The following is a 19,815-nucleotide window of genomic DNA, read 5'->3' on the forward strand; positions in this document are numbered from 1 at the left end:
GCCGTTAAATCCCGCGATCGCGTAAATATTGCCTGAGTTCCTCCCGCCGGGGCGCGCAATCACCGCCCCGGCGGCTGACTACAAACGACGCCGCAGAATTACCCAGCGCGACCGCGTCCCGCAGCGACCAGCCCGACGCCAGGCCGGCCAGCACGCCGCCGGCATGGCTATCGCCGGCGCCGATGGTATCCACCACCGTTGCCTCGACCGCCGCTATCCAGCCAGCCGTAGCCACATCGCAGTAATAGGCGCCCTCGCTGTCCATGCGGATAATCAGCGGGCAGCGATAACGTTGCCGCCATAGGTCCGCCAGCGCGTCGATATCCGCGGCGCCGAACGGCGCCGGAGCGGACGTGGGCGACAGATACGCATAGACATGCTCCGCTTCCTGCCGGTTAAGCGAAACGATCGGCCTGAGCGCCAGCAGTTTTTCCCACTGCGCCGGCGCGAGATGCGTAATGCGCGGACCCAGGTCGATAAACGGGGTGACGCTGGCCGGCAGGGTCGCCAGCCAGGCCAGCAGAATATCGCCGGCGGCCGAGGTGAGCTGATACCCCGACAGATAGACCAGCGCCCCGGGCAGGACGGCGAGCTGCGCCAGCATAGCGGCCGACCACTGGTTTTCCACCCCGCTGACGGAAAGAAACGTCCGCTCGCCGTTCGGCTCGACCAAGGCCAGGCACCAGCCATTATCACCACTGTCGACATGAATGCCGCTGGTGATATTTTTCTCGCGCAGCGCCCGGGTAATGATATCCGCCCAGACGCCGGTGCCCAGCGGCAAGGCGTTGAGCGAGTCCAGCCCCAGGCGAGACAGGGTGATGGCTATATTCAGGGCGCATCCCCCAACGTTTACCCCCTGCTGGCGCAGCTCGATATCGCCGCCGCTACGCGGCAAAGAATCGGCTGCGGCGATAACGTCCACCACCGCGGCGCCAATAACGCAGATTTGCCGCTGATTAACCAGCCGGTCCAGATCCACGCGCAGACTACTGTTTGGCATGCTTCTCCTCCTCAAGGGCGCGCAAGCGCGACAGCGCCCGGCTGTAGTAGCTAAAATCAAGGTGATTGACGCTATCCAATTGGGCCTTTAACGCTGAATCGATATTTTCGGCTCCGTGCAGCGCGCCGCATATCGCCGTGGCCATCGCGCCGATGGTATCGGTATCGCCGCCCAGGTTGGCGCACAACACCGCGCAGCGGTTGGGGTCGGTTTGCGCCAGTTCCACCATGGCGATCGCGGCCGGCACCGATTCGATCGTCGCGGTACCGGCGCCGACCAACTGATAAATGCGATCCATGGTATGTTCCACGCCGCAGGTGGTCCTGACGACCTGTAGCGCCATTTCAACCCGCGCGGCCATCGATGCGCTGAAAGTCGTCACTCTTTTTTCCTGCGCGGCTTTCGCCACCGCGGGCAATTGGTCGGTGATATGTTGCCAGCCGGCCCCCTCAATCGCTTTGGATATGGCCCAGGCAATTACCGTCGCGCCCGCGACGGCTACGTCGGATTTATGCGTCGGGCTCGATGCCAGCTCCACCCGGGAAATAAAATCGGCCAGTGAGTGGGTGGGCACCATACACCCCAGGGGCGCGATGCGCATCGCGGCGCCGTTGGTCATGCCGTTATTTTCCAGGCTGGCGATCGGCGCGCCTTGTTCAATGGCGCGAAGGGCTATTTTTGATGTTGGACCGAGCACATTTTTATTAAAAGCATCGAAACGTAACGCCCAATTAAGGATATTGCTCCCGATAACCTCTGGGTTTACCTGTCCGTCGCAGGCAATCAACGCATCGGCCAGCGCCATGGCCATCGAGGTGTCGTCGGTGAATTCCGCCGCGGTAAAATAACATGCCGCGTTGTTTTCCTGCGGTCCAGGCAAGAAGCGATCGATCCAGCCAAAGTGGCTCTTGACTCGCGAACGCGGCCAGAGCTCGGAAGGCATCCCCATGGCATCACCGAGGGATTGCCCATATAACACACCCAAAATGCGATCTTCTGTACTTAATGACATAGTGCTTCCTTAATTTCCCGGGGCGGCCCACCAGACATCGCCCGCGGCATGCGGTTAGATACCAGGCTGTTGCTGTTTGATGGGAATCTCTTTGATTTCATTGGCGCTCTCACGGAAAAAAGCGATAAACACCAGGGTGATAACGGCAATCATAATGGCGCCGAATGCCCACATCCCCGCCCAATTGAAGGTCAGGCCGTTTACCGGCTGGGGATAGGCAAACAATTTTTCCATTAACTGGCCGCCCAGCCGGTACCCCAGCAGGCTGCCGATGCCCTGGCAACATAACGTGATCAGCCCTTGCGCCGCGGTGCGCATCTCTACCGGCGCTTTTTTGTCCACATAGATATACGCGGTGACAAAATAAAAATCATAGCTGACGCCGTGCAGCAGTATCCCCAGAAACAGCAAGCCGTAGCTAAATACCGTTTCAGACCCGCCATAGACGAAAAATAGGTAGCGTATGGCGGCGGTGACCAGCCCAAGAAGTAATACCTTTTTAATACCAAAGCGTTTAATAAAAAACGGCAGCGCCAACATGAAGAAAATTTCAGAAAACTGGCCGAGCGTCATCCAGCCGGTGGGATCGCTCATGCCGACCTCGCTCAGGTAACCGTTGGCAAAGATATAATAGAAAGCCAGCGGCATGCTGAACATAAAAGAACAGACGAAAAATACCAGGAAGTTGCGATCGCGCAGCAGGACCAGCGCATCCAGGCCCAGCATGACCTTAACGCTCATTTTGCCGGTGCTCTTCGGCGGCGTATGCGGCAATACCAGCGCAAACAGGCCGAGCAGCGCGGAGCTGGCCGCCGTCACCACCAGCGGGATATTAGTGGCGGAGATATCGCCGAAGCCCAGCATCGGCGGTAAAAAGCCGCAGACGATGCCCGAGCCGATCCAGCCGATGGTGCCCAGGACGCGAATCCGCGGAAAATCCCGTTCAACATCGTCGACATGGGAAAAGGCGATACTATTGGTCAGGGCAATGGTGGGCATATACGTCAGCGAATAAGCCAGCAAGAGTGGAAAGAATGTGGCGAACTCCGTTTGCTGCGCGGCCAGGTACATCAGCGCCGCGCCGACCAGCATCAGCAGCGCCAGTACCTTTTGCGCCGCAAAAAAACGGTCGGTGAGGGAACCGACCAGGATGGGCGATAGAATCGCGGCGATAGCGGTACACGCATAGCACCAGGCAATTTGCGTCGGCGTAAAGCCGATCCCGTGCAGATAAGGCCATAGCGGCACAAACCAGGCGCCCCAGATAAACCATTCGATGAACATCATGAATGAGAGTTTGACGGTTTTTGTATTCATCCTGCGTTCCTTTTTAAAGGCATTATTATATGTAGCGGGTCAGATGCCACATAAAAGTACCACTTAATAATACCTATGCAATACCTTTGAGTATGTTTTCCGATCTGATTAACATTTCCACTAAAAAACTCCCTGTCCGCCCGCGCGCAGGGCTGGCCAGGGTCGCATTCGCCTACCCTGGCGATCAATTTGCCGCGGTTGCGGCCATCAAATAGCCGTAAGAACGCATCCGGGATGTTTTCGAACCCATCCACGAATTCCTCGGTGTACTTGATCCTGCCCTGCGCTACCAGCGGAGTCACTTCCGCCAGGAAATCCGGGTAGCGGGTATATTTCTGTAGTGATCGATAGGTAAATGCTGGGAGACTTGCAGAAAACCGTCAACGGGTTTATATAACGTTCCATGCAGAAATCAGGAAATAAGGCATTCCACACGGTTGCATGGTTACCCTTTCGTCGGTCGGCAGCGAAGGATATCCAGAACTGGGCGACCTGGTGGGGGTCGCCCGGGCTACCACGTTTGAACGCCTTGAAATCCGCCTGAACCGGGCCGTGGAAATAGGAGAACTTCCGGCCCCGACCGACATTCCCGCCCTCGCCCGTTTTGTCCAGGCCGTGCAGAATGGCATGTCGATCCTGGCGCGCGACGGTGTCGGCTGCGCCGAACTGGAGGCTATGGCGCAGATCGCCGCAGCCGCCTGGGACGCCAGAACCCGCTAGAGCGCCAGGCCGGCGCCTTATCGGCGCCGGTTGTCGATAACTTCATGCGCTAACGAGTATGACCGCCGGACCGCCATCCACTGATTCCAAGTCGAGCCGATCGGTTAAGAACCGCTCTTCTCCGCTGAGAACATCGCGGTAGCGGCGATGGGCGAGCCGTTCGGGAAGATCGATTTCCGTCTGCGCCCAGCGCGGCGTATGCGGCCGGGCAAGGCCGCCATGCAGCGCGCCGTAGACGAGACGGGGGACTATGACGATCAGCGCATCGCCGCTTTCCGCCCGTGCGAAGGCCAAGACGTTTTCCGCCCGCTGGCCCACGGCGGCAAGCGGCAGGTAGTCGCCCTTACGAAACAGCGTTGGCATCGCCTGGCGCACGCGCAGGAGCCTGGCGATGACATGCTGCTTTAACCGGCCGCTCAGCCAGTCCTCTTGCGTGGCGGCCCCTGGATTTTCATGCTCGCCCAGCAGCCGTTCGAGCGCGGCGAAATTCGGCTCGCGCCGGTTGTCGGGGTCGGCGAGGCTGAAATCCAGCGCCTCGCTGCCCTGGTAGATATCCGGTACCCCCGGCGCCGTCAGCTTGACGATCGCCTGGGTGAGGCTGTTGACCAGGCCGGCGCGGATCAAGGGTTGCAGCGCGTCGCAAAAATCCAGGAGAAAGTCCCGGTTCGCCGGCGAGAGCAGGTGGCGTGCATAGTCGAGCACGGCCGTTTCGTAAGTATCGTTGCCATCGACCCAGTTGGTGCGCAGCTTGGCTTCCCGCAGCGCTTTTTCCACATAAGCGGCAAACCGCTCTTCGAGCGCCTTCAGGCCCGTCTCGTCATCCGGGCGCAGCGCGGTCGGCCATACGCCGGCCAGCGCCTGGTAGAGCATCCATTCGACGGCCGCTTCCGGCGCCGGGCCGTCGTCGAGCGCCTTGACTTTGGATTGGTTCATCCGCCGCCAGCGGGCAACGCATTCGGCCCAGAGATCCGGCGCTTCGGTGAGCGTATAGAGCCGGGCGCGGGCATCCTCGCCGCGTTTGGTATCATGGGTCGTGGTGCATGATAGCGCATCCGGCTGCCGTTCGAGCCGCGTCTTCATCTCGGCGTGGAAGCGGTCGAGCGGAAAGACGCGCGGCACCGGTTCGGCGCCCACTTCGTTCAGGGCCAGCGCCATATGCTGGCGGAAAAACAGCGTGTCCTCCACCGATTTCGCCATCAGCGGGCCAGTAAGTTGCTGGAAGCGGGTGCGGAAGGCGGCGGCCTCGCCGGCGGCGGCGGTAGAGACTGCGCCCGCGAGAATGCGGGTAAGGAAATCGAGCGCCTGCGGATCGGGGGCGTGCGCGCCGGTTCTGACCTTGGCGGCCACCTTTTGCAGCAGGTCATAGTCGACCGGCGGCAGCCCTTGCGCCGTGCCGTAGGTGCGGTAGATAGGGAAAGCGACCAGCAGCTCGCGCAGGGCCGACCGGACGGCTTTCTCGTGCAGCGCCACGCCATCCGTCCTGGCGATGGCCATGGCGAGCATCAAGAGCGTGTTGAATTCACCCGCGAAATTTTTATCCGCCATCAGAAGCTTGGCCGCCCGCAGTTCGGCGTCCATGTTCACCGGCTTACCCACGACATCGTGATAGGCCTGGCGCAGGGCGCCGATCTTTTCGCCATCCGCCAGCGCATCGGAGAGCGATGCCGCGAACTCGTAACCGGTGGTGCCGGAAACCGGCCAGTCCGCCGGAATATGCTCGCCCTCGCCAAGGATCTTTTCGATGGTTATATAGCAGTCTGGCCCGGCCTCCTGGCGGAGCAGTTCGAGATAGGCTTTTGGGTCGGCGAGCCCATCCACATGGTCCACCCGCAGCCCGTCGACCGCACCGTTTTGGACGAGTTCGAGGATCAGCCGGTGCGTATCGTCGAAGACGGCCCGGTCTTCGACCCGGACGCCAACGAGCCCGGTTATTTCGAAGAAGCGGCGGTAGGACAGGTCGCGCGGCGCATCCAGCCAGCACATCAGCCGATAGGGCTGGCGCGCGTGCAGTGCGGCGATCTCCGCCTTGTCGGCGAGATTCAGGACCTCGGCCTCGCGACCCTGCCAGGTGGCGGGGGCAAGCGGGTAGAAGCTGTCGTAATAGGCGAACGCCGGCCTGCCGGTCCTCGGATCGGGCTTCACGGCAATCTCGCCGTTTTCCAGCGCGGCCTCGAACGTAGCGCCGAGAAAGGGCAAGGTCAGGCGCTTAGACCAGTTAATGTCGAAATGCCGGGCGTAGCGGCTGTTTTCGCCATTCTCGATGACATCGCGCCACCACGGATTTTCCAGCGAGGCGGCCATATGGTTGGGCACGATGTCGATAATCAGACCGAGACCTGCGCCCTTAAGCGCTTTAACCATGCGGTCGAAACCTGCGCGGCCGCCGATCGAAGGCTCTATCTCGTTGGCGTCGGTCACGTCGTAGCCGTGGGTCGAGTCGGATGTCGCGGTGAAGATCGGCGAGGCATAGAGATGGCTGATGCCGAGCCGTTTCAGATACGGCACCAGGCCGGCGGCGCGGTCGAAGGTCATGCCGTTGCGAAACTGTATACGGTAAGTCGCGGTCGGAATCTTCACTTTGCGCCTCCTGCGGCAAGGCGGACGATGAGGGAATTCTGCGGCAGATCCTGTGTCCCTTGCGGCCAGGCGAAAATTATCTCGCCAGGCTGGTCGGGAAACGGCCGGGGCGTTGCGCCGATATTGAGCGCGATGGACAGCGTACCTTGCGGGAAAGTCCAGGTGACGGCAATAAAACCTTCCGCCGTTTTCACCACCTTGCCGGCGCCTCCGCCGGCCGTGGCCAGCAGCGGCACGACATGTTGCCGGCGCCGCGCCAGCAGCTCGCGGGTCAGCGCCAGCCAGTCCTTGCCCGCCTCGCTGTCCGGCTTCGTCCAGTCGAGCTTAGACCTCTCGAAGGTCTGCCCCGCGTTCGGATCGGGCACGCTTTCACCCTCATGGCCGACATGGCCCTCGAATTCCTTCGCGCGGCCCTGGCGCACGGCCCGGGCGAGATCGCCATGGAAATCGGTGAAGAACAGGAAGGGATGCGTCTCGCCATATTCTTCGCCCATGAAGAGCAGCGGAATATGCGGCGAGAACAGCAGCGCGGCGAGCAGGACCTTGGTGCGCTCGGCGCCGGCCAGTTCGATCAGCCTTTCGCCCTGCGCGCGGTTGCCTACCTGGTCGTGGTTCTGAATGAAATCCACGAAGGCGACCGGCGGCTGGCCGGCGCTTGGTACGCCGCGTTTCTCGCCCGTCTGCGGCGAGACTTCGCCCTGATAGGCGAAACCTTCCGCCAACGCCCTGGCGACGAGCTTCTCGGGCTCCTTGGCGAAATCCCGGTAATAAGCATGCGTCTCGCCGGTGGCGAAGACATGGACGGCATTGTGGAAGTCATCGTTCCATTCGCCGGTGAACAGCGGCACGGAACCGTCTTCCCCGCGCGGATGCAAGAAGATGACGTTACGGTTGTCCTCGGTCGACAGATGAATCGGCCGGTCGGTTATCCCGGCCCGGATGCGCTCGGCGATCGCTATCAGTACGTGCCGGTCGGAAGAATCCACGATATGGTCGATCGCGTCGAAGCGCAGCCCGTCAAGGTTGAATTCCTCCAGCCAATAAAGCGGCGCCTCCATGATATAACGGCGGGCGGCATCGACGTCATAGGCAATGCCGGCGCCCCAGGGCGTAATGCGCGCCTTGTGGAAGAAATCGGGCGCCAGGAGCGGCAGGTAATTGCCTTCCGGACCGAAATGGTTGAGCACGATATCGAGCACGACCGAGAGGCCGTGGCCATGGGCGGCATCGACGAAGGCCTTGACATCTTCCGGCGTGCCGTAGGCGGAGTGCGGCGCGTAAAGCAGCACGCCGTCATAACCCCAGCCGCGGTTGCCGCCGAACTGCGAGAGGGGCAGGACCTCGATCATGGTGATGCCCAGTTCGGCGAGGTAAGGCAGTTTCCCGATCGCGGCCTGGAACGTGCCTTCGGGCGTGAATGTGCCGACATGCATCTCGTAGACGACCGTTTCTTCCCAGGGGCGGCCTTTCCATTCGGCGTTCTGCCAGTCGTAGCGGGTCGGGTCGATAACGAGGGAGGGGCCGTTGACATCCGCCTTCTGGGCGCGGGAAGCCGGGTCCGGCACGACCGTGCCGTCGGCGAGGACGAAGTTATATTCCGCGCCGGGCGACACGCCGGTTGCCAGCAGTTCGAACCAGCCGTCGCCGCTCTGGGTCATTTCGCTGTCTTCGCCGGCCAGCCTGAGCGTCATCCTGTCCTGGCCGGGCGCCCAGAGGCGAAAACGCACCGCGCCGGCGGCCACGTATTCGGCCCCCCAACTTTTAACAAATGATTTGGACCCCATTCAATTCCCTCCGCCAACCCAGAAGTGGGCAATGGACGACATCGCGTGATTATTGCTCCGGTGCTGCGAGCTTCAATAGCATAAACTTGTCGGCGTGATGTGTGTCCCGGCCCCAAGCTGCATCCGAAAAACAATCATAGACTATTATGTAGGAATTGATGCGCCGCCCGAACAGAGCGGCTTTTTTTTGTGAACGTCCCTGTGTTTGTGCGGCAATACAATTGCGCGCGGGCATATCAGCTGCGGCCATAAAGGTGGGTTTTACCAGCCCTGTCGCCAGGCGCTTGCGCGGCGTAGCCCGCCGGGATACCCGATCCCGCGCCGTCAATGGCGCCCGCTGGCGCGGTTGACCTTTCGGTGTCATGGTTAGGGGCTGCCCAGGCGTCATCGCCCGCCGCGGAGGCGGCGGGAATATCCGGTTCGCGGGCCGTCGCGCGCGGGGCGCGATGACCGGACGGGCAAACGCGCGTTCAGTCACACCTTGCGCCGCGGGTCCGGCCTCATGTCGCTGTTCGCCGGTGGCGGGTTATGATAAAGTCGGGCCGGAGGGTTTCTTTATGACTCATGTTCGGATTATTAATTATTTTTAATACTAAACATTTGTTAAGGGAAATCAGGATATAGCCGAAATAAAGGTAGCTCGGTGACAATAAAGAAATTAGCCGCTATTTTGGGATTGTCTCATTCCACGGTTTCCCGTGCATTAAACGGTCATCCGGCGATCAGCCAGTCTACCAAAGAAAGCGTTATACAGGCCGCAAAAAAATATGGATATATTCCTAATAGCGCCGCGCAGGTATTACGTAATGCGACCAGCGGCGCCTTTGGCGTGATTATTCCTGATATCCAGAACGACTTTTTTATTTCTGTCACCAATGCGATTGCGCGCGAGGCGGGTAAACGGTCATGGCAAATGATTCTGGCCATTACCGAAGACCAGCCGGATACAGAATATAACGCGTTACGTCGCATGATGGCCGCCAGCGTTGACGGTATTATTATAGCGCCATCAGCAAATCCCCTGCCCGAGACCCAAGAGCTTATTACCCGAACCCACGCCGTGCAACTACTGCGCCGCCATAAAAGTATCCAGGCCCCGCTGATTGCGATTGACGATCGTTATGGCATCAGTCTCGCCACCGGGCATTTGCTGGCGCTGGGCCATACCCGGATTGGCTATATAGGGTCATCCACCGACCTGAGTACCGGATTTGAACGTCTACAGGGATTCTTACAACATTTCTCCGGGCATGAGCGGGCCGGGCTGAAGGATGTTATCCATATAGGTCCGCCGCAGGCCGAGTTCGGCTTTGACGCCTTCAAACGCATTATGAATGCGGACCATCCGCCCAGCGCACTGGTGCTGGGAAGTCCGCGTTACGCCATGGGCGTTTTATTGGCCGCGAAAGCGCTGGACATCCGGATTCCCGAGCATCTTTCCGTCGTGGCGTATGGCGATGTGCCGTGGGGCGGTTTGCTTGATATGAAGCTTACGACGATTATGCTGCCGGAAAAAGAAATGACGGATGCCTGCGTGGATATGATTCGTCACATAATGGATGGCGAATTAACGTTTACTCCCGATGAATTTATTCATTCGACTGAAAACCAGCTTTTTATGCCGCGGCTAGCGCCTGGCGATTCAACCAGAGCGTTTACATCGCTGAAGCAGTGTTAATAAAAAAGGATGCATACGTTACCGTACGCATCCAAACATACCGCCATTAGAGCAAAACTTTACCTGATTCATTTACGACGCTTATTGCCGAAATTTGGCTAATAGTTTTTCAGCTCCGTTAGTCAATAGCCCTTGATCTGAACCAATCGCAATGATTTGAAAACCCAATTCAATGTATCGGCGCGTTTGTTTTTCATCGGTGCAAAGTATCCCGACGGCTTTACCCGCGGCTTTAATTCGTCTGCCGCTCTCCTCAATCGCGTTAATTACCGCAGGATGCATGGGTTGGCCGATATACCCCAGGCTGGCGGCTAAATCGCCCGGGCCGATAAAAAAGGCATCAATGCCGTCAATCGCGGCCATTTCCTCCAGGTTATCAAGGGAAGTCGTGGTCTCAGGCATCACAATCAGGCAGATTTCCCGATCGCAGGCGGTGGCATAATTTTTTATTCTGCCAAAATTGGACGCGCGGGGAGCGCCGCAATAGCCACGAATACCGTGGGGAGGATAGCGCACCGCCGAGACCAGCATTTTAGCTTGTTCCACGGTATCGACCTGCGGCACCATCAGCGTGTTCACCCCGGCATCGAGATAGCGTTTAATCAGGGAGATATCCTGGTTCGGCAGCCGGACTATAGGCTGTGTCGGGCCGCCTGCGGCGCAGGCCTGCAATTGACAGTAGATTTCCCTATACTCACTGGGACCATGCTCCGCATCCAGACCAATGAAATCATAGCCGCAGCCGGACAAAATTTCCGCGGCGATATGGCTGCCTAACTGCGTCCAGAGACCTAACTGAACCTGGCCGTTTTTAATGGCCTGCTTAAATTGATTTTGCTGTAGTTGTATATGTTGTTGCATAGGTAGTTCCATGATTTGTCCTATACCCGCGGCGAGACGTTTTTATCTTCACCCAGCGAACCTCGTGGTCACCAACCCCAGGCCGGTGATTTCAGCCGTAAACGTATCGCCCGGCGCGGCGGCGACCGCCGGCCCCAGGGCGCCGGTGATAACGAATTCCCCCGCCCTAAGCGGCTTGCCCGCGCGGACCAGTTCATCAGCCAGCCATTTTAAGGCATGTAATGGATGGCCCAAGCAGGCGGTTGCCGCGCCTTCGGAGACAATCTCATCCCCCCTTTTGGTCGTCATCAGGCTGCGCGCCATATCAAAGTCGGATAACTTGACCGGTTTGGTTCCCAGAACCACCAGGCAAGCGGAGGTATTGTCGGCGATAAAATCGCAGGACTTCACATTCCAGCCGGTGAAGCGGCTATCGACGATTTCAAAGGCGGGCAGGATATAAGCGCAGGCATCGATAATATCCAGGATAGTGTGGCAGGTTTGCGTCAGGTCTTTTTTTAGCACCACGGCTATTTCAGTTTCGACACGCTGCTCGGATAAGGCTCGCTGGGTGATTTCGGTTCCCTCCACCAATACCATGTCGGCATAGATATTCCCATAACAGGCTTGGGACATGCCGAATTGCCGTTGGACGGCTTTATTGGTGAGCGCCAGCTTGCGTCCGACCAGCCGACGTCCCTGCGCCTGCCAAAGGGTATCATTGTAATCCTGGATCATATATCCGCTGGTAATATCTTCATCGCTGAAGAACTCGCGGATGGGCTGCCCCGCCTGCGCATTTTGCCAGGCAGTACGAATGACATCCGCCGCTTTGATAATAGAATTGTCCATTGTGCTGTTCTCTTAATCCTGGTTGCCGTTAGCCCAGGTATGGTTAGCCCGAGTACGGTTAAAGAGTATCCACCCGATTTTGCGGGTTACCGTTGATAAACGCCCTGACGTTATCGACGGTGATGGCGAGAATACGGCCCCGGGCCTCCACCGACGCCCAGGCGATATGCGGCGTAACCAGGCAATTCTTCGCGCACAGCAGGGGGTTGTCCGGCGAGGGCGGCTCCGTAGACAGAACATCCACCGCGGCGCCGGCGATTCGGCCGTGATTTAACGCTTCGGCCAAATCCGCTTCGTTTACCAGATCTCCCCGGGAAGCATTAAGGATCAACACCGTTTTTTTCATTTTGCCGAGGGCGCCCGCATTAATCATGCCCTGCGTTTTCCGGGTCAATAAACAGTGCAGGCTGATAACATCCGATTCAGCATAGAGCGTGTCCAAGTCGACGTATTTAACGCGTTCATTTTCCAACGACGCGTTCCGGTACTCATCGTAGGCCAGGACATTCATGCCGAGAGCCTGGGCCACCCGGCCAAATGCCTGGCCAATGCGGCCAAAGCCGATGATGCCGACATTTTTATCGGCGACCTCGATCATAGGTTTTAGCCAATAGCAGAAGTCGGTTTTTTGGCTCCATCCGCCGGCGCGGACATCCACGGCATGCTCGCCGACGTGGTTACACAATTCAAGCATCAGGGCGGTGGTGAATTGCGCTACGGTCACCGTGCCATAGGTGGGAACATTGGCAATCGCGATGCCCTGTTTTCTGGCGCCGGCCAGATCGATGATATTATAACCCGTCGCGGTAACGCCTATAAACTTGAGGTTAGGACATTGCTCAAATGTTTTTTGGCTTAACGGGACCTTATTGGCAATAACTATCTCGGCATCGCCGATACGTTCCACCACCTCCTCCGGCGCCGAATTTTCATAAACCGTAATATCGCCTAACTGCTCAAGCTGCGCCCATGAAAGGTCGCCAGGATTCAGTACGCCGCCATCTAAAATTACTATTTTCATAAAAAATACCTACTGGAGTAGTGACCGGCGGTACGCTGGGTGACAATGCGCACCGCCGCGTAATGACAAAATTTCAGTGCAATTCAACTTGCTGATTTATCATGGTTTTCTTATGATCAAGCGTCAATACGGCGATCAGGCTCAATAACGCATTGAAACCCAGCCATACCCCGACCATCGCATTGCTATTAAAGGTATGGTTCAGCCAGGTGCAAATGGCCGGCGTTAATCCCCCCAGTACGGCAGCGGCTACCGCCTGCGCGAACGAGTAACCCGCGGTACGGGCATGCGCCGGCACCATTTCAACCATGGCGGCGACCTGTACCGAGCTATAGCAGGCATAAATAAAGGAGAACCACAGCTCGAAGACCACAAACTTCAGTATGGTCGGCTCCGCGGAAAGCCAAGCCAGGAGTGGATAAGCGGTGACCGCGCCTAGCAGCGTCACCACAATCATCATTGTGCGTCGATTAACGCGATCGGCGATAGTCGCGGTGATCGGCAACCAGAATAAAATAGACAAGCCAACAAAAAATAACGTAATGAAGCCGACATTTTCCCCCAGATTCAGGCTCTTTATATAGGTCGGCGCATAGGTCGTCACGGTTTGCGCGGTGACGGTCGCCATTGCCACCATGCCCATACAGGTAATTATGGTGCGCCATCCCGTAACCAGGCTGCTGCAAATTTCTTTAACCGTCGGGGTGGTTTTTTTCTTGGCGAAGACGGCGGTTTCCTGAAGATTGGAACGTAACCAGAACATCAGCGGAATAACGGCGCAGCCAATGAGTAATGGAATACGCCAGCCCCAGTCATGCAGGTTTTCGCTCGACATAGTATAGAGCAAGACCAGGCCGACAAGCGATGCCGTCATTACGGCAAATTGCTGCGAGCCCACCTGCCAGCAGGTATAAAAAGCTCGACGATGAGGCGGCGATATTTCAGCTAAATAGACCACCACGCCGCCCAATTCAGCACCGGCGGAAAACCCTTGCAGCAATCTGCCAAATAGAACAATAATCGGTGCGGCCACGCCTATTGTTGCATAGGTCGGGGTAAGGGCAATACACAGGATACCGACGGACATTAAAAACAGCGACAACACCAGGCCTTTTCTTCGGCCATGCCTATCCGTATAAGATCCTAAGATAATTGCCCCGAACGGACGGGCAAAGAAACCTAAGGCAAAGGTCATCAGCGTCAGCATGAGAGAAACATATTCATTTTCTGATGGAAAATATGCCTGGGAAATATAGCGGGCATAGTAGCCATAAATCATAAAATCGTATATTTCGAGGGCATTACCCGCACCCACCTGGATGATGGGTTTTACCTGTATCTTTTTTTCAACCACAGGTAAAGTTTCACTACTGTACTCGGTCATTTGAATCTCCTAAATGCAAATTTACCATTGCAAAAACTCATATAACCAGAACAGACTGTCAAAAAACGGCAGGATATACGGCAATGAAACCTATAGATAACGCCTGTTCAGCTAATAAATCGTTTAAACGTTTAGCTATTTATTTCCGAGTGCTTTTATCCCGAAAAAACCTAAATCGTTTGAATCTTCCAGGCGAATAGCCTCATTCCATTTCGACGTGCGCTCGGCGCGTGTTATGGAACCCACTTTTAATTGCCCGGCATTCAGGCCCAGAGCTAAATGCACGATAATATTATCTTCCGTCTCCCCAGAACGGGCCGAGACAATCGTACCGTAGCCGGCTGATTTTGCCTGTTGATAGGCATTGAATAACTGGGTGATGGTGCCAGCCTGATTCGGTTTTAACAGCACGGCGTTACAGGCCCCTTTGGGCACGGCTGCCTTGACCCGATCGGCATTGGTCACAAAATAGTCATCACCGACGATTTGAACGCGTGAACCCGCTGCTTTGGTAAAGGCAATCAATCCCGCTTCATCATCTTCAGCTAACGGATCTTCAATTGAAATAATGGGATAACGGTCAAGCCAGCCGAGTAACAATTCGCACATACCGTCAGAGTCATATTCAGTTGACTCCAGCGCCAGGCGATAACGTCCGTTTTTACCAAATTCAGACGACGCGACGTCCAAGGCAATCGACACATCCCGGCCCGGAATATAACCGGCGCCTTCGATCGCCGTTACCAGCGTATCAAGCGCTTGCTCGTTATTCGAAAACTCGGGCCACCAGCCGCCCTCATCGGCAACGCCGCTTAACTGTCCGCGCTGCTTCATAATACGACCCGCGCTGTGATAAACTTCGGCGGTCATCACCAGGGCTTCCTGGAAGGATTTGGCGCCGTTGGCGATGACCATCAGATCCTGGATGTCGATGCGCCGGCCGGCATGAGCGCCGCCGCCGAAAATTTGAATCTGCGGCAAAGGCATGGCGACATTATCGTCCCCGGCAAGATATTTCCAGAGCGGCAAATGCGCATGGTTCGCGGCAGCATAGATAACGGCCATCGAACAGGCGACGGTGGCATTGCCCCCTAAACGTGAAAAGGTGCCGGTGCCGTCCAATTCAATCAGCGTATCGTCGATTAATCGTTGGTCGGTCGCGTCCAGGCCAATTAAGGCGGGCGCAATTTCATTTTTGATATTTAATAATGCCTGTTGTACGTCCTTGCCCGACAGCGATGCGCCGCCATCGCGAAGCTCAACGGCTTCATGCATACCGCGGGATGCGCCGGCAGGGGCTAATCCTCTGCCGATAACGCCGTTATCTAAATGAACTTCTGCTTCTACGGTTGGCCAGCCGCGAGAATCCCATATACGCCGGGCAATGATATTTTTTATTTTACTCATAAACCTATCTCCTTCTTCCAGAATTCCTGGATATCTTTTAATTGCGTATATCGATGGTCAAGTAAGGTATAACTTGCGTGACGTACCCGGTCTACATCCTGGCCTTGTATATATTCAGCCGGTGATTTACCATCAACACGAGCAAGCAGCAAACATGGCAAAAGCGTTGCGGCCCGAAAATTAAAATCCTCGGTTGGCTCCCAATTAATACCGGTAATATATTTTTCACTCATAGCCTGAAACGCAGCAAGCAGCCGTTCTTTATCAACTTTTGATTTCGCTATAACGGATTTCAGTAAAAAATGATTAAGGCAGAATGCCAAATCAAAAGCAGGATCGCCGTACCAAGCACATTCCGCATCTAAAATAACGGGGCCATCAGGCCCGCGCAGAATATTTTTCGGACTGACATCGCCATGCACCAACGCGATTTTTGTGGTTTGGGTCCGGTGCAATATTGATAAAATATAGTCGGAATATGTAGAACAATTGCGCGCAATCTCCCCGAGATAGGGATCTAAACGCAGCGAGAAAAAGTTATCATCATACGCAAACAGTCCGGCCAATTCGTTATTCTTTGCCGTCTTTTTATGTATGTTATTAAGAATGCCCCCCATCTGTTCGGCGAAACCGATATCAATCTCACCGTTCAATAGTTGGGATTTCCAGTTGTGATAATGTTCCGCAGGCAAATAATCCATGACAAAACAGAGATTTTTTTTATCTACGCCCAATATCTTAGGTACGGCATCGGGTTCAATCTCCGCGACAGTTTTCATCCAGTCGATTTCCGCGAAAACACGCTCCAATGGCGCATGCCATTCTTTGGCAACTTTAAGCGTAGGGAGGGCCTGTTTAAGGCAGAATTGCCGGTTCCCGACGGTGACTTTCAAAATATTGGAGGATACGCCGCCGGTCAGAGGCGTGATATGCCATGAATTTCCCGCATGCAATAATCCCATATTTTGCAGCACATCGTGTATGGCGTTATCTTCTGCCGACAGGTCTATAAAACTATTTCCCATGAGTCACCTTTATATGACCAATTGTATACCGGTATGATTTATGAAAGCGCAGTAAAACCATCAACAATAAGGCTTGTCGATTATTCACCTATTACACGTTGTTTACACCAATACTACATTTCACTGAAATCTACCGCAGAGCAATGCGTACCAACGTGCTAAAGCTATTTTCACAACAGTTATTCGCTATCAGGAATGCCTTAATTTATGCACACGTGTGCATTGATGTCAACGGCGAGGGATTACAATCCTAGGCACATTTTAGCGAAATCGCTAAAAATAACATTAACCTATTGATTTAATGCGATAATGTTTATTGTGATCTATATCTTATTTATAAAAAACGCTTTTTTATCGAGATAATTGGCGGGCTAAAAATAATAAAAATATTTTTAGTTATTGCAACTTTGGTTGAGCTCGCCTGAGCGCTGGTATCATATGAGCGGTGCATGGCCATTGCGCGGATATTGCGTGTAAATTGCATGTATAAAGAACCTTATAGTCCGCAACCCGGCATTGCGCAGTAATGCCCGCCGCTGAACCGGCGCGCCGATTGAGCGGCGTCAGGGTACGCGGCTCAATCGCGCGGTCGGGCAAGCAAGGAAATATACGCTAAATAAAATCCCGCAGCGGCCGGGTTATGACATGAAATAGTCGACCAATTTGCTGGTGATGGTTTCCATGGAGAAGCTGGTTTTTTGATTTTCCAGGCGGTGCCGGCGATAACCGTCGTCAAGTTTCTCCAGCTCGCTGGTTAAACGATCGATCACCATCAGCGTCCCCGCGATTTCGGCAAAGCCCCGCTCTCCCACGCTACTACAGGATACGGCGGCCTGAAGATTCCAGTCCGACAACTTCACAAAGGGATGAAAGGTGCCTTTGGTGATGGATAATAAACGCACGCCGTTTTGCCGGGCAATCGCCAGCTCATGCAGCATATCCGCCGACACTTCCGAGGCATGAATCGCGATAATCAAATCCTTGGGACCACGCTGAGATCCCGCCATGACGGATTGATAAAACCGTTCGACAAAATTGGCCGGTTTACCCATGCGGATCAGATTCAACTGTAGAAACAGGGCCAGGGGCGCCCCAAGGCCGATGGCGTAAATATCGATATTGACCGCGGCGTGCACCGCCTCGGCGGCGGCCCTGAGTTCATCGCAATCAATAATTTTATTGGTATCGCGAATACTGTCATAGAGCGCGCGGTATTCATCTTCGCCAGGGTTTTCGAGCTGTTTCGCGCCCTGCCCCAACGCCAATGTGGTGCGCAATTCGGAGAAACCTTTAAAACCGAATGCCCGACAAAAACGGGTAATGCTGCCTTCGCTGGTCTCTATCGCCCCCGCCACCTCGGTGATCGTGTGGCGCATCACAAAATCAGGATCTTTTGCTACGAATTTGCCCACTTTTTCCAGGATAGGACTCAGGGTAGAGAGATTATTTCTTATTTCAATCAATAAATTACTGTTGATATCGCTCATAACATATCCTATCTGCCGAATTTGCAATCTCGGTCACAATAAAACCTTCATGACTTAAATAATAATTATTATTCATTATCCAGGCAATAAAAATAATTATTATTGGAGGAGTTATGAAAGGTCTTATCGTCTGCCGAACCGGCATGGGCAGTTCCATGATGCTGAAAATCAAAGCCCAACGGGTCATAGATAAACACGGTTGGGACATAGAACTTGAACATGATGTGCTTTCCGGCCTCAACAGCTACCGCGATATTGATTTCGTTATCACGATGAAGGATCTCAGTTCTGAAGTCGAAGCCGCGGGCTTTCGCGCATTGGGGATCACGGATTTGATGAACAGCGATGAAATGGAAGCATTGCTATCGCAGGTCGTCGAAGAACACCAAAAAAGCTAACCCATTATTGTCGGAACCGGAGACATCATGGACCTTCTCAAGTTTATTGTATTCGATATTCTCGGAGTTACCCCGCTTTTAGTGGGATTTATCGCCATGGCGGGCTTATTGATACAACGCAAGCCGCCGGAAAAAGTGCTATCAGGTACGTTCAAGACCATCGTAGGATTTTTGGTATTCGCCGGCGGAGCGGGGCTGGCCGTCTCCTCGCTGGGCAATTTTCAGACGCTTTTCAGCGCGGGGTTCGGCCTGAAAGGCGTGATGCCGCTGGCGGAAGCGCTGACCGGCCTGGCGCAAACCAAATTTGCGCTCTGCGTCTCGCTTATCATGGTGCTCGGTTTCGGCTGGAATATGTTTTTTGCCCGCGTGACGCCATTTAAATACATTTTCCTCACCGGCCAGCATAATCTCTACCTTTCGGCGCTGCTCACCGTCACGCTCAAGGCGCTGGGCTACAGCGATGAAGTGACCATCGCCGTGGGATCGGTGTTGCTGGGGTTTTGTGCTTGCCTGTTTCCCGCCATCGCGCAGCCCTGGATGCGAAAGATCACCGGCACCGACGAAATCGCCATGGGACATTACGTAACGCTGGCTTATGCGTTCTCCGGCTGGATCGGCGGCAAAGTCGGCGATCCCAAACAGTCGACGGAAAAACTCAATTTGCCGGGCTGGCTGAGTATTTTCAAAGATTACATTGTCTCGGTGTCGATTTCAGTCAGCATCTTTTATTACATCGCCGCATTCGCCGCCGGCAAAACCGCGGTGACCGCGGCGGCCGGCGGCATGCACTGGCTGGTGTTCCCGCTATTTCAGGCACTCACCTTTACCGCGTCGCTCTATATCATTATCACCGGCGTACGGTTGCTGCTGTCCGAAATCGTACCGGCTTTTCTCGGTATTTCTGAAAAATTCATTCCTAACGCCAGGCCCGCCCTCGATTGTCCGGTGGTGTTTCCCTATGCGCCCACCGCAACGGTACTGGGGTTCATTTCGGCGTTTGTTGGCGGCCTGGCGGTGATGGGGCTGTTGGCCTTACTGGGCCAGACGGTGATTATTCCGGTGGCGATCCCCTACTTCTTTATCGGTGCCACGGCGGCGGTGTTTGGCAACGCCTCCGGCGGCTGGAAAGGCGCCATCGCCGGCAGTTTTTGTACCGGAATCCTGATCGGCGTCGGACCGGCGCTGATTTATCCGATTATGGAATCCGTCGGCCTTTCGGGCACCAGCTTCCCGGAGACGGATTTCGTCGCCGTGGGCCTGGTGGTTTATTACATCGGCAAAATGTTGCCATAAACGACTAGAGGAATAAA

At 55.4% G+C, this 19,815-nt stretch carries 16 protein-coding genes; 4 read left to right on the forward strand and 12 right to left on the reverse strand.

Features of this window, described 5'->3' with window-relative positions:
* Positions 1–4: 4 nt before the first annotated feature.
* The 3 genes from ACL2XP_RS15250 to ACL2XP_RS15260 are packed head-to-tail and all read right to left on the reverse strand — an operon-like array spanning position 5 to position 3,332.
* Positions 5–1,003 (reverse strand): PfkB family carbohydrate kinase, encoded by a 999-nt coding sequence (locus ACL2XP_RS15250; RefSeq protein ID WP_413733615.1) that lies wholly within the window; start codon positions 1,001–1,003, stop codon positions 5–7.
* Positions 990–2,015 (reverse strand): ADP-ribosylglycohydrolase family protein, encoded by a 1,026-nt coding sequence (locus tag ACL2XP_RS15255; RefSeq protein ID WP_413733616.1) that lies wholly within the window; start codon positions 2,013–2,015, stop codon positions 990–992. Before ACL2XP_RS15255 ends, ACL2XP_RS15250 begins: the two co-directional genes overlap by 14 nt.
* 54 nt (positions 2,016–2,069) lie before the next feature.
* Positions 2,070–3,332: a nucleoside permease gene (locus ACL2XP_RS15260; RefSeq protein WP_413733617.1), complete on the reverse strand. Its 1,263-nt coding sequence runs from the start codon at positions 3,330–3,332 to the stop codon at positions 2,070–2,072.
* Between the two features lie 441 nt (positions 3,333–3,773).
* Between ACL2XP_RS15260 and ACL2XP_RS15265 the strand changes: the two genes are divergently transcribed.
* A complete protein-coding gene (locus ACL2XP_RS15265) occupies positions 3,774–4,052 on the forward strand; it encodes a hypothetical protein (RefSeq protein WP_413733618.1) in 279 nt (92 codons plus the stop codon).
* Between the two features lie 42 nt (positions 4,053–4,094).
* On the opposite strand, the gene treY is transcribed toward ACL2XP_RS15265, so the two are convergent.
* On the reverse strand, positions 4,095–6,629 hold the full coding sequence (gene treY, locus ACL2XP_RS15270; RefSeq protein WP_413733619.1) for a malto-oligosyltrehalose synthase: 2,535 nt from the start codon (positions 6,627–6,629) through the stop codon (positions 4,095–4,097).
* Complete coding sequence (gene treZ / locus ACL2XP_RS15275) at positions 6,626–8,413, reverse strand: malto-oligosyltrehalose trehalohydrolase (RefSeq protein WP_413733620.1); 1,788 nt, start codon at positions 8,411–8,413, stop codon at positions 6,626–6,628. Before treZ ends, treY begins: the two co-directional genes overlap by 4 nt.
* A 643-nt stretch (positions 8,414–9,056) precedes the next feature.
* On the opposite strand from treZ, the gene ACL2XP_RS15280 reads away from it, so the two are divergent.
* Positions 9,057–10,091 (forward strand): LacI family DNA-binding transcriptional regulator, encoded by a 1,035-nt coding sequence (locus ACL2XP_RS15280; protein WP_413733621.1) that lies wholly within the window; start codon positions 9,057–9,059, stop codon positions 10,089–10,091.
* Between the two features lie 81 nt (positions 10,092–10,172).
* Here ACL2XP_RS15280 and ACL2XP_RS15285 read toward each other — a convergent pair whose 3' ends face one another.
* The 7 genes from ACL2XP_RS15285 to ACL2XP_RS15315 all read right to left on the reverse strand — a co-directional run bounded on the left by ACL2XP_RS15285 (position 10,173) and on the right by ACL2XP_RS15315 (position 18,107).
* Positions 10,173–10,952 carry an HpcH/HpaI aldolase family protein gene (locus tag ACL2XP_RS15285; RefSeq protein WP_413733622.1) on the reverse strand — a complete coding sequence of 260 codons (780 nt, stop codon included), beginning with the start codon at positions 10,950–10,952 and terminating at the stop codon, positions 10,173–10,175.
* A 48-nt stretch (positions 10,953–11,000) separates the two neighbouring features.
* Positions 11,001–11,783 (reverse strand): 2-keto-4-pentenoate hydratase, encoded by a 783-nt coding sequence (locus ACL2XP_RS15290; RefSeq protein ID WP_413733623.1) that lies wholly within the window; start codon positions 11,781–11,783, stop codon positions 11,001–11,003.
* 58 nt (positions 11,784–11,841) lie between these two features.
* Positions 11,842–12,804, reverse strand: a complete 963-nt coding sequence (locus ACL2XP_RS15295; protein WP_413733624.1) for a D-2-hydroxyacid dehydrogenase — start codon at positions 12,802–12,804, stop codon at positions 11,842–11,844.
* 73 nt (positions 12,805–12,877) lie between these two features.
* Positions 12,878–14,188, reverse strand: a complete 1,311-nt coding sequence (gene tcuC / locus ACL2XP_RS15300) for a tricarballylate/proton symporter TcuC (protein ID WP_413733625.1) — start codon at positions 14,186–14,188, stop codon at positions 12,878–12,880.
* A 135-nt stretch (positions 14,189–14,323) separates the two neighbouring features.
* A complete protein-coding gene (gene eno, locus ACL2XP_RS15305; protein ID WP_413733626.1) occupies positions 14,324–15,595 on the reverse strand; it encodes a phosphopyruvate hydratase in 1,272 nt (423 codons plus the stop codon).
* Positions 15,592–16,620, reverse strand: coding sequence for a phosphotransferase (locus ACL2XP_RS15310; RefSeq protein ID WP_413733627.1), 1,029 nt, complete (start codon positions 16,618–16,620; stop codon positions 15,592–15,594). The genes eno and ACL2XP_RS15310 overlap by 4 nt, the downstream gene beginning before the upstream one ends.
* A gap of 638 nt (positions 16,621–17,258) precedes the next feature.
* Complete coding sequence (locus ACL2XP_RS15315) at positions 17,259–18,107, reverse strand: MurR/RpiR family transcriptional regulator (protein WP_413733628.1); 849 nt, start codon at positions 18,105–18,107, stop codon at positions 17,259–17,261.
* A gap of 113 nt (positions 18,108–18,220) precedes the next feature.
* Here ACL2XP_RS15315 and ACL2XP_RS15320 point away from each other — a divergent pair, with 113 nt between their 5' ends.
* Both ACL2XP_RS15320 and ACL2XP_RS15325 read left to right on the forward strand, forming a co-directional pair.
* Positions 18,221–18,505, forward strand: a complete 285-nt coding sequence (locus ACL2XP_RS15320; protein WP_413733629.1) for a PTS sugar transporter subunit IIB — start codon at positions 18,221–18,223, stop codon at positions 18,503–18,505.
* Positions 18,506–18,532: 27 nt separating this feature from the next.
* Entirely contained in the window at positions 18,533–19,798 is a 1,266-nt protein-coding gene (locus ACL2XP_RS15325) for a PTS ascorbate transporter subunit IIC (protein WP_413733630.1), read from the forward strand.
* The last annotated feature ends 17 nt before the right edge of the window (positions 19,799–19,815 follow it).

The sequence above is a fragment of the Sodalis sp. RH21 genome, from assembly GCF_047324175.1.
In the GTDB taxonomy this organism is placed as follows: domain Bacteria; phylum Pseudomonadota; class Gammaproteobacteria; order Enterobacterales; family Enterobacteriaceae; genus Acerihabitans.

What these genes read in the sequence shown, in the direction of transcription:
- ACL2XP_RS15250 (WP_413733615.1), bottom strand. Translation starts at nt 1,003, where the DNA reads ATGCCAAACAGTAGTCTGCGCGTGGATCTGGACCGGCTGGTTAATCAG.
- ACL2XP_RS15255 (WP_413733616.1), bottom strand. Translation starts at nt 2,015, where the DNA reads ATGTCATTAAGTACAGAAGATCGCATTTTGGGTGTGTTATATGGGCAA.
- ACL2XP_RS15260 (WP_413733617.1), bottom strand. Translation starts at nt 3,332, where the DNA reads ATGAATACAAAAACCGTCAAACTCTCATTCATGATGTTCATCGAATGG.
- ACL2XP_RS15265 (WP_413733618.1), top strand. Translation starts at nt 3,774, where the DNA reads ATGGTTACCCTTTCGTCGGTCGGCAGCGAAGGATATCCAGAACTGGGC.
- treZ (WP_413733620.1), bottom strand. Translation starts at nt 8,413, where the DNA reads ATGGGGTCCAAATCATTTGTTAAAAGTTGGGGGGCCGAATACGTGGCC.
- ACL2XP_RS15285 (WP_413733622.1), bottom strand. Translation starts at nt 10,952, where the DNA reads ATGCAACAACATATACAACTACAGCAAAATCAATTTAAGCAGGCCATT.
- ACL2XP_RS15290 (WP_413733623.1), bottom strand. Translation starts at nt 11,783, where the DNA reads ATGGACAATTCTATTATCAAAGCGGCGGATGTCATTCGTACTGCCTGG.
- ACL2XP_RS15295 (WP_413733624.1), bottom strand. Translation starts at nt 12,804, where the DNA reads ATGAAAATAGTAATTTTAGATGGCGGCGTACTGAATCCTGGCGACCTT.
- tcuC (WP_413733625.1), bottom strand. Translation starts at nt 14,188, where the DNA reads ATGACCGAGTACAGTAGTGAAACTTTACCTGTGGTTGAAAAAAAGATA.
- eno (WP_413733626.1), bottom strand. Translation starts at nt 15,595, where the DNA reads ATGAGTAAAATAAAAAATATCATTGCCCGGCGTATATGGGATTCTCGC.
- ACL2XP_RS15310 (WP_413733627.1), bottom strand. Translation starts at nt 16,620, where the DNA reads ATGGGAAATAGTTTTATAGACCTGTCGGCAGAAGATAACGCCATACAC.
- ACL2XP_RS15315 (WP_413733628.1), bottom strand. Translation starts at nt 18,107, where the DNA reads ATGAGCGATATCAACAGTAATTTATTGATTGAAATAAGAAATAATCTC.
- ACL2XP_RS15320 (WP_413733629.1), top strand. Translation starts at nt 18,221, where the DNA reads ATGAAAGGTCTTATCGTCTGCCGAACCGGCATGGGCAGTTCCATGATG.
- ACL2XP_RS15325 (WP_413733630.1), top strand. Translation starts at nt 18,533, where the DNA reads ATGGACCTTCTCAAGTTTATTGTATTCGATATTCTCGGAGTTACCCCG.